Here is a 9,262-nt window from a genome sequence, read left to right as displayed (position 1 = left end):
TTGTACGGTGGTGTGAGAGGACGGAGGCCGTGAGGCCTCCTCCTACTCGATTGTGACTCTTTAAAACTGATTTAGCTGATGATGTTAGGCACAAACACTAACGAAGCAGCACACGTCGCAGTGGTGTTTTTTCGATTCCAACAACCAACCCGAAGCTCAACAATACGGTGCCAAAAAATACCGTAACGTCTTTTGCCAATTCCGTAATGCCTAAAACTCCACAGACATTGAACAACACGATAATGATCAGCAAATGGCTGACGTAGATACCTAGCATGCGATTTGAAATGGCGCGAACCCAAGCGTAGTTACCCATGTTTGGATTTGCTAAAAGCCACATGAACACGCCCATCCCCCATAGCGCCGTGCCAAACAAGAAATCATTCATGTTGAATCCGACGTCGAACGTGGTGAGCCATGATGCCTCAGCAAAATGAATCAACATGCCTAACGCTAATAACCCCAACGCTTTAGTTGATGACACCTTCCATTGATTCTGACGAATAAGTAAACCTAAGGTCACCATTAACGTGCTAAAGAACGGGCCATTACGCGTGAAGAAAGGTGCTTCTAACCCGGTTAGCGTTGCGTAGCTGCCCGCTAAAACACCATAAACGTAAAGTACAATGGCCGCTGGTAATAGCAGTTTGTCGAGTTTCATTTCGACTATCAAAGCAATGATCAAAACTGCACAAACCAGAGCGGGAATAAACCATAAATGAACCAATCCACCCTCTAAGAAAGAGTTAAGTGGCGTGTTCATTAAGAAACCCCAATAGCCTTGGCGCTCACCTAGGTAACCAAACTCTTCTACCTTCGCGAGGTTGAATGGCATCACTAAGCAAATGATGCTCCATGCTAACCAAACCTTAAGCAGTGGTTTAGAGTAATTAATGACGGTTTGCCACGGGGAGGCAGTCAGCTTGGGCTGAATAAGATAACCGGAAATTAGGAAAAACAGAGGTACCGCAAAACGAGCGGTTTGGTTGAGTACATAACCGATCCAAGGCACTTCATCTATTTGCCAATAAGTGAGTGCCATTTGACCGTGTAAACCAATGATCGCCAAGATAGCAATCACTCGGCCTAACTCGATACTGGCGATGTGTTGTGAAGGCGTATGTTGAACGGAAGACATATCAGATCTCTTAGTAAAATTTTTACGAAATCTAGCAGTCTTTATGCCCAACCAGTTAGTCCTAAATCAAGGCTTATGACCTTTGTTTCAAGGCTAGTGTCGGTTTTTTGAAGCCTGTCGCAGCTATATTAAATCCATTGCAGTAAGTACAAAAATACCGAGAGTACAAGTGATAAGAGAAACAACAGTAGTAAGCGCGATGATGTTAGCCGCCAGTGTTGAGTTTCCTCCCATCGCACGAGCCATAACGTAGCTTGCCGCTGCTGTTGGTGCTGCGCTCATCAAGAAGATAAGCCCGAGATCGAGCCCTTCAAATCCTAAGTACCCAGCCGCCAGTGTAATCAGTAACGGTGAGGCAATTAACTTGTAGCTAGAGGCGAACCACGTCGATAACTTTTCTTGTTTGAGCGAGCTGATGTCCAGCGACCCACCGGTACACAGCAGTGCCAAAGGTAACGTCATGTTGGCAAAGTACTGACCAGCATCAGTGACCATTTTTGGGATAGGAATCGAAAGCGCATAGAAGACGACCGCTAAGAAAATAGCGATGATCAATGGGTTCTTGGTAATCGACTTAGCGATCACTTTAATCGCTTTCGCACCAGTGTCTTCGCCTTTGGGTGTCAGTGCAATCACGGCTTGAATGTTATACAACACGGTTAGAGATGCGACATAGATAGCCGCCAATGCCACGCCTTGGTTGCCATAGATATTAGCCACATAGGCGAGGCCGATGATCGCGGTATTGGCGCGGAATCCACCTTGGACAATCACACCTTGATCTTTCGAACCTTTAAATACTAATTTGGTTGAGAAAATCGTGAACAAGAAAAAGACAAAGTTAGCGATGACGCCAAACGCAACTAACGCGCTACTGGCTGAAAAGTTGTGATTCGATTGAACAATACTCAGAAATAGCATCGCGGGCAGGGTGACTTGAAATACCACCTTAGATGCGACATCAATGAAATTGTCATTGATTAAGCCGATTCGCTTGAGCATCACACCAAGAAACAGCATTAAACAGATAGGGCCTGTTACCGACGCCGAAAACGAAAACTGTTCCCAAAGTGTGTTCATTCTCTTTCCCTAGTTATTAAACTCAATAATCGGTTAACTCAAATTCCTTTGAATACTGTCGCATTTTTCCACAGTTCTTTGATAAGACAAAATGAATACCTAGGGTTAAGTAAAAAATCTTGAAAAAAAGAACGAACGTGCTAAAAATAATGTATCAGATTTATTATTGGTGAATAATGAGTAAGGGAAAGATAACCAAAGAGTATATTTTGAGCCATGCATTCGCGCTTGCAAGTGAGAATGGGCTTGAGAGTTTGACGATTGGCGAGTTAGCCAAGCAGTGTGGCATGTCTAAGAGTGGCTTGTTTGCACACTTCAACTCTAAAGAAAACCTGCAACTCTCTGTACTCGAGTATTCCAACGCCATATTCACCGAAAGAGTCATCATTCCCGCAAGAGAGCTGGGAGATGGTGATATTGAAGCGAAATTGAAACAGCTGCTCGACAATTGGTTGGGCTGGAACCATTCATTCCAAGGCAGTTGCATGTTTATTGATGCATGGAAAGATGCGGGCAGTGAAAGGTCTGTGATTCAGAAAGCACTGCAGAAAACCATTTCAGTGTGGATTGACTACTTGACGATTCAGGTAGCAAAAGCGGTTGAGAGCAAACAGTTCAGAGCCGATTTAGACCCGAAACAGGCAACCTTCGAGTTATACGGTCTTTATTTGAGTGCGAACTTGTTCTACTCGTTACGAGGCCAACAAGCGAGCCACACCCATTTTTGGAGTGGTGTCGAGCGCTTGGTAGCCAGTTGGAGAGCGGTTTAATACATACAGCAGGTTAACTCGCAAATCATGTGACTTTGCTTAACTAAGGTTTGCAAAAGATTTTAACAGAAGTGGCGGCAAGCAATCATAAACAGCGCTATCGTCATTTTTTATACTAACAAATAGCACGGTCGTTCGATTTTCAGGGCCGAGCTCGATCCGCCAATGATGATGGCGATACAAGGACCGGTCATGAGTGACAAAATCTACTTTAATACATCGAACAAATTCAGCTTCAAGCGCAGCTTAATTGGCGCAACAACCAATCTTCATTACATCCTAGCGCCGAGTCATGCGAAGAAAACCGCACGTAAGTTGCTGCTCACTCCAATGCGTACTGAGCAGAAAAATGCTGATCCCCAAGGGCTTATCAAGAGTGAAATCAAAGGTCGTGATGGCGTTTTAAAAACCTATTCTTTGGGTACGGGGCCTGTTTGGGTGCTGACTCATGGTTGGTCTGGCACCGCGAGTCAGTTTTTCCCTCTGATGGAACATATCGCCGCTAAAGGTTTTACGGCTCTGGCTTATGATCACCCTGCTCATGGTGGCAGTGATGGTGTACATGGTCATATTCCTGCGTTTGTGAACGGCCTTGAAGCGGTTCTCGATTCGGTGGGTGAGGTAGCAGGTTTGGTCGGTCACAGTATGGGCACGGCTTCTGCGTTGGAATGTAAGCACGTTAAATTGGAAAACAAGCCATTATTGCTGATTGCACCTGTACTGGATTATCTAGAAAACCTATTTGGCAGCGTTGCGCGTTCTGGTTACTCAATGAAGTTGTTTGAGGCGGTCGTGGGTGAAGTGGAAGAGCAGTTTAACTATCCAATTCAGTCTGTTGATCCCTATGGAAAGCTAGCGCTTCGTGAGTCTCAGACGATCATTGTTCATGATGAGCAAGACAAGTTTACTAAGTTTGATGTGTCTCAGCGTGCTGCTAATGAAATGGGTCGCGTTACTTTAATTGCGACTCAAGGACAGGGCCACGGGCGAGTAATGAAGTGCCCACAAGTATTTGAGAGCTTTGATAACTTGATTGGTTAACTTTAACTAATCAAGCCAGTAGAACGCAGGTTAAGAAAACAAACACTAAAAAGGCCAACCAGACATTATCTGGTTGGCCTTTGTTTTAGGGATTTAGTTGATGCTTAGTTGGTGTTTAGCTCAACCCTATTTTTAGTTAACAGCTTGCAGGACCAATCTCTTTCCACACGCCCCATTGGCCTGTCGTTGTTGGATCTTCACCGGTTGTCCACCATTTCGCTTCCCAAATCTTACCGCCTTGAGTCACTTGGTCGCCACCAGTGTAAACCGCGCCTGAATCCCAAGCGTTAGTACACGTACCGCCGCCTGTGGTTTTCTTTAGAACTTTCACTGAAGTAGCCGCAACCGATGTATCAGTGCCATCGCTGACCGTTACAGAGAAGTTCAGCGTTGTATCTTGCGTGTATTCCGCCGCGACAAAGCTCACTGAAGCACCTTGAACCGTTGCATCGATACCAGCAGGTGCATCCCACGTGAAGGTCAATGTGTCTTGGTCTGAATCGCTTGAAGCCGAAGCATCAACCACGACTACATCACCTGCATTCACTTCAGCCGGAGCCGTAACCACAGCAACTGGTGCTGTATTGACTGGGCCTGTGTCTTTAGGAGTTACCGTTACAACAACGGTGTCAGTTGCAGTAGCGCCTTCGTTATCAGTTACCGTTAGGCTGAACGTGAGTGCTTCTTGTTGCGCGACTTCAACCACATCGAAGCTTGCAACTGCTGCATTCGAGTTGGCCAGCGTTACTGCCGTACCGCTTACTTGTGACCAAGCGTAGCTCGCAATCGTGCCGTCGCTGTCTTTTGAAGCGCTACCGTCTAGAGAAACAGAAGCTGGGCCTTCAACCGATTGGTCTGCGCCCGCTGCTGCGGTTGGTTTACGGTTTACAGGATCTGTTGTTCCGCCCGCTAGGCCTTCATGCATTGCGTTGAGGATGTCGCCGTTATCTGCATCAATTTCCCAAGAGAATAGACCCGCAAGGCCAAGGCTACGAACGTACGCGCCTTTTGCTTTTACTGAGCGGTCATCATCAAATGTGATCAGCTTGCCCGAAGTACGGTTCCAAACGTAAGGCGCTTCTGCCATTTCGTCATAGCCATATTCGAAGCCGTTGATGCCTTGGTTATTCGCGCCAAGCATGTTTGCTTTAATGCCTTTGTAATCAATAACGCCATCTTCCCATACGCCTTGCGCAGAGCTGCCTTTCAGTTTGCCGTTACCAACGCCTGTCATAGGGTCGCTCGGATCGGTGAGTGATGATGGTAATACGCCTTCCCAACCACGACCGTACATCGCTGTACCAACCACAAGCTTGTTCGCTGGAACACCTTGCTCAAGCAACAGTTGGATGCCGTTGTCTGTGGTGTAAGCTGGGCCTGTGTATTGTTCGCCATTTTCATCAAGGCCTGTGCCATCACATTGACCAGGACGCATGAAGTTACCGCAGTTTAGTGCTGTTTGGTGACCTAACACGTTGTTCCAACCGCCGTAGAAGTCGTAAGTCATTGCGAAGATGTAATCCATGTATTGGATAGCATCGCCGTAGTTCACGTCTTCAATCTTATCGTGACCAACACCGATCGCAGAAGTGAGCTCGTAAGTACGACCGTTTTCCGCTTCTAGCTCATCTAGCATCACGCGAAGTTCTGCCATCAGTGCAATGTAAGCTGGGCCGTCATTTACAGGATCACCAAGGTCTGGAGCAGCACCGCCACCACCAGGGAATTCCCAATCGATATCCACACCGTCGTAGAATTTCCATGTGTTAAGGAATTTCTTAACAGACGCTACAAAGGTGTCACGGTTGGCTTTAGTTGTGAAATCAAAGAACGGGTCAGACAGCGTCCAGCCACCAATCGATGGGATGATCTTCAAATCAGGATTACGCTGTTTGAGCGCCATCATCATTGCGTAGTTACCCTTGATCGGTGAGCTGTATTCGTGTCCCGCTTGAGGGAAACTCTTCTGGAAAGCAGCCCATGGGTCGTGAATCACTACTTCGTAATCATTAACACCCTGACAAGCTGTCATGAGGGCGTTGTAGCTGTTTCCACCTACCGATTTTACTGATTCGTTAGGACCACAAATTGGGATGAAGCCGTAAAGGATGTGGGTCAAGTTATCAGCAGGTAGGTTATCTACCGTGTAGTCACGACCATAAATACCCCACTCAACAAAGTAAGTACCGACTACCGTGTTTGGATCTGTGTTGTATGACTTGTTGTTTGGATCCACATTCATCGCAAGTGGCGCTAAGTGTGCGCCATCTGTATCGGCAATCGTGATTTTAGCGGGTGCGCTTTTGCTACAACCTGTTTCGTCACACGCTTCTATTTCCATTTCGAATAAGCCGCCTTGGCCATATTCGAATGAGGCCGTGGTTTGGCTGCCAGTGATTGGGCCAGTGGCTACTTTAACGCCATCAAAGTAGATGTTGTACGTGTTTCCTGACGTTCCGCTCCATTGGTTGAACTTAACGTCGACTTTTGCTTTGTCGTGATATTTAACCATCTGGTTGTAGCCAGAGGTGGTTTCCATCGCGAGTTCAATTTTAGAAAATTGCAGGTTGTTGGAACCGTACATGTCGATGCTAGGTGCTGTTGGAGCAGCTAATGCTGTACCAGATAGCGCTAGAGCAATGCTTGCAGCACAGGTATTTATACGAATCATACTATTTCTCTCATTCCTTGAAGATTACGAGAACCCAATGGCCCCATAAACGGCTCCAATCAGTTTTGAAGGAGCTTCCCAGTCAGTATTCGAGAGAGTTTTAATTTCATAACTGAAAATAAATCCGTTTTCGATGGACAACTAAAAAATTGTATCTTGTTACAATTCTGTTGCTTAATGAATGAGAGGCTGAGTCCATGTTTTATAAAATAAAACATCCTTCAGTAGGAAAATCTCACAAGTGAAAATTCACGACATGAAGTTATGAAAAGGTGCGACAAACTATAAGAAAATACTGTGGATTGAAGCTGAATCACAAAGTGAAGTATGTTGAGCGAGCGGGGTCGATCGACGGGTAAACTTGAAGACGAATGCTTATGGCAGTATGGATAAGAGGGTTATCTTTTGAATTGCTCAGCTAAGGAAGCGCGTCGTTGTTGCATGACACTATGGGTATCACCAGTCGCAGTATCTTCGTAGCCTTCTTTAATAAATTGCTGAGATGGTACGCTTGGCTCTAATCGCTTTAAGCGAGGCGAATCGTAAGTACCACTGATGGTGTAAACGGTGGTTCCAGAGCCAGTGTTGATCGTGACGATCTTCCCGTCAAAATCGAATGAGGTAGTGATAAGACGATGATTCATCATCACACCGTTTTCTGAAAGTGTCAGGATGTCGGTGTTGTAAGGTGGCGCCGCAATCTCTATCCATGTGCCATAGACGTTGCTTGGGCTGACAGATTGCTGGTGGGCTTGGTAAGCAAAATAGCCGGCGGTGAGGGCAACCATAAAGCCAGCTAATAGGAAGCCGTAGAGTAACGAGTTGGCAAATAGATCTCTGCTTTTAGTCGGCTTTTTTGCCATTATCTCTTCATTTTTCGACTGATATTGTTTTAGATTCTATTAACTAAAGCCTTAGTTTGCAAAAATTGTTCTAAGAGTTAGAAGCAGGATCGAATGTTTTAATAAATGTGGTTGTGTTAATGGTTATTAGCCTTGCTCCTCAGTATTTACGTTATCAATGAAAGCGAATTCCAGAAATGCTTAAGCTATGCGTATTTATTTCTTGTAGGAAAGTCTCGAATTGGTTAAAACAATTATCACCTAAATTTACGCATAGGCTTACTCGGTGAGCTCAATAATTGCAATTTGAAGATAACAAGGAAGTACAATGATTAAAGAAAATACATACTTTGAAGGTGGCGTTAAGTCGTTAGCGTTTAACCAGTCTGGTGCTGATGTGAGTGTTGGTGTAATGGCGGTTGGTGAGTATACGTTCGGTACTGCGGCTCCAGAAAAGATGACCGTTGTTAAAGGTGCTTTGATTGTAAAGCGTGTTGGCGATGATGACTGGACGACATACCAAGCTGGTGAGTCTTTTGACGTTGCGGGTGACTCTTCATTCGACCTACAGGTAAAAGAAGCGACGGCTTACCTGTGTGAGTACTTGTAATCAGATCTAAATTTGTTCAATCAGGGCATCGTTTGTCTCTGATTGAATAGAAGAAAACCACGCTCTAGGAGCGTGGTTAAATAAGTGATAGTAACCGGCAGTGGATAGTGTCACTTGTTTTTGTAGCCATCAAATGGATGACCAAATCGTTGTTCGTTGCAAAATCTCTTCAACCTTCAAAGCTCAAAGCCAAGACATCAGTAAGTCTCAAACACACCGTTGTTGTAGTCTTGAATTGTCTGTTCAATCTCTTCCATCGAGTTCATGACAAACGGACCATAGTGCACGACAGGTTCATTAATCGGCTGACCAGAAAAAATCAGTACACCTGAATCTTCTAGGCTTTCTAAAGACAACAATTCAGCTTTGGTGAGCAGGGCAAGTTGACTTTGGTTGATGACTTTGTCGCCGATCTTAATACTGCCTCGGTACACATAAGTCATGGCATTGTGATTAACATTAGTCCCTAACGTGACTTTTTGCCCAGAATGAGAGCGCCAATCCGCAACGCTTAATGGCACACCTGTTTTCTGTAATGGACCCTGCGCTCGTAAAGCCTCTGAATCCTTGTCAGTTTGGTTGTGCAGTTCAAACCCTCCGGCAATCACTCTTAACAAACCACTTTGTTCACTTTGATGCTCCGCGATGCTTTCACTTTGGAAATCGTGATACTGAGCTGGCTGCATTTTGTGTGTCGCAGGTTGGTTTATCCAAATCTGAAAACCATGCAGCGCACCTTCTTCCATCATTGGCATTTCGCTGTGAATGACACCACGGCCTGCGGCCATCCATTGAGCGCCACCGCTGCGTAGCTCTCCAACATTCCCCATATGGTCTTTGTGTTGGAAGTGACCTTGGAGCATGTAAGTGAGCGTTTCTATCCCACGGTGAGGATGTGGAGGAAAGCCGCCAACATAGTCTTTGCTTTCATCCGACTTCAGTTCATCAATCATTAAAAATGGAGAGAAACGTGCGTTATTAAAACCTGCGAGTCGTTGGATTTTGACGCCATCACCATCTGAGGTGGCATGTGCTGTAATCAAATGATCTACTGCTCTTACATTCGTCATTTTGAAACCCTCATAAACTTGAATAGCTGTAGTTTATGTA

The 9,262-nt window shown here is 45.4% G+C and carries 8 protein-coding genes; 3 read left to right on the top strand and 5 right to left on the bottom strand.

Annotated features, from left to right (window positions below):
* Positions 1 to 97: 97 nt before the first annotated feature.
* Together AB6E52_RS19500 and AB6E52_RS19495 are read right to left on the bottom strand one after the other, a co-directional pair.
* Entirely contained in the window at positions 98 to 1,138 is a 1,041-nt protein-coding gene (locus AB6E52_RS19500) for an acyltransferase (RefSeq protein WP_102321391.1), read from the bottom strand.
* Positions 1,139 to 1,261: 123 nt separating this feature from the next.
* Positions 1,262 to 2,218 (bottom strand): AEC family transporter, encoded by a 957-nt coding sequence (locus AB6E52_RS19495; RefSeq protein WP_102321390.1) that lies wholly within the window; start codon positions 2,216 to 2,218, stop codon positions 1,262 to 1,264.
* 176 nt (positions 2,219 to 2,394) lie between these two features.
* Between AB6E52_RS19495 and AB6E52_RS19490 the strand changes: the two genes are divergently transcribed.
* Together AB6E52_RS19490 and AB6E52_RS19485 are read left to right on the top strand one after the other, a co-directional pair.
* Positions 2,395 to 2,988: a TetR/AcrR family transcriptional regulator gene (locus tag AB6E52_RS19490; RefSeq protein ID WP_029235279.1), complete on the top strand. Its 594-nt coding sequence runs from the start codon at positions 2,395 to 2,397 to the stop codon at positions 2,986 to 2,988.
* A gap of 192 nt (positions 2,989 to 3,180) precedes the next feature.
* A complete protein-coding gene (locus tag AB6E52_RS19485; protein ID WP_102321389.1) occupies positions 3,181 to 4,029 on the top strand; it encodes an alpha/beta hydrolase in 849 nt (282 codons plus the stop codon).
* Between the two features lie 136 nt (positions 4,030 to 4,165).
* On the opposite strand, the gene AB6E52_RS19480 is transcribed toward AB6E52_RS19485, so the two are convergent.
* Both AB6E52_RS19480 and AB6E52_RS19475 read right to left on the bottom strand, forming a co-directional pair.
* Positions 4,166 to 6,700 (bottom strand): glycosyl hydrolase family 18 protein, encoded by a 2,535-nt coding sequence (locus AB6E52_RS19480; RefSeq protein ID WP_102321388.1) that lies wholly within the window; start codon positions 6,698 to 6,700, stop codon positions 4,166 to 4,168.
* Positions 6,701 to 7,098: 398 nt separating this feature from the next.
* A complete protein-coding gene (locus AB6E52_RS19475) occupies positions 7,099 to 7,563 on the bottom strand; it encodes a DUF2850 domain-containing protein (protein ID WP_017065063.1) in 465 nt (154 codons plus the stop codon).
* 307 nt (positions 7,564 to 7,870) lie between these two features.
* Here AB6E52_RS19475 and AB6E52_RS19470 point away from each other — a divergent pair, with 307 nt between their 5' ends.
* A complete protein-coding gene (locus AB6E52_RS19470) occupies positions 7,871 to 8,152 on the top strand; it encodes a pyrimidine/purine nucleoside phosphorylase (RefSeq protein ID WP_017069675.1) in 282 nt (93 codons plus the stop codon).
* A gap of 197 nt (positions 8,153 to 8,349) precedes the next feature.
* Here the strand turns inward: AB6E52_RS19470 and AB6E52_RS19465 are convergent, their stop codons facing one another.
* Positions 8,350 to 9,222 (bottom strand): pirin family protein, encoded by an 873-nt coding sequence (locus AB6E52_RS19465; RefSeq protein ID WP_102321387.1) that lies wholly within the window; start codon positions 9,220 to 9,222, stop codon positions 8,350 to 8,352.
* Between the last annotated feature and the right edge of the window lie 40 nt (positions 9,223 to 9,262).

Origin of the sequence: Vibrio sp. 10N.247.311.13, from assembly GCF_041467595.1 — a bacterium.
Lineage (GTDB): Bacteria > Pseudomonadota > Gammaproteobacteria > Enterobacterales > Vibrionaceae > Vibrio > Vibrio crassostreae_C.
Note: the sequence above shows the minus strand (reverse complement) of the source record. Positions and strands in the feature narration are given on the sequence as shown.

What these genes read in the sequence shown, in the direction of transcription:
- AB6E52_RS19485 (WP_102321389.1), top strand. Translation starts at nt 3,181, where the DNA reads ATGAGTGACAAAATCTACTTTAATACATCGAACAAATTCAGCTTCAAG.
- AB6E52_RS19465 (WP_102321387.1), bottom strand. Translation starts at nt 9,222, where the DNA reads ATGACGAATGTAAGAGCAGTAGATCATTTGATTACAGCACATGCCACC.
- AB6E52_RS19495 (WP_102321390.1), bottom strand. Translation starts at nt 2,218, where the DNA reads ATGAACACACTTTGGGAACAGTTTTCGTTTTCGGCGTCGGTAACAGGC.
- AB6E52_RS19475 (WP_017065063.1), bottom strand. Translation starts at nt 7,563, where the DNA reads ATGGCAAAAAAGCCGACTAAAAGCAGAGATCTATTTGCCAACTCGTTA.
- AB6E52_RS19480 (WP_102321388.1), bottom strand. Translation starts at nt 6,700, where the DNA reads ATGATTCGTATAAATACCTGTGCTGCAAGCATTGCTCTAGCGCTATCT.
- AB6E52_RS19500 (WP_102321391.1), bottom strand. Translation starts at nt 1,138, where the DNA reads ATGTCTTCCGTTCAACATACGCCTTCACAACACATCGCCAGTATCGAG.
- AB6E52_RS19470 (WP_017069675.1), top strand. Translation starts at nt 7,871, where the DNA reads ATGATTAAAGAAAATACATACTTTGAAGGTGGCGTTAAGTCGTTAGCG.
- AB6E52_RS19490 (WP_029235279.1), top strand. Translation starts at nt 2,395, where the DNA reads ATGAGTAAGGGAAAGATAACCAAAGAGTATATTTTGAGCCATGCATTC.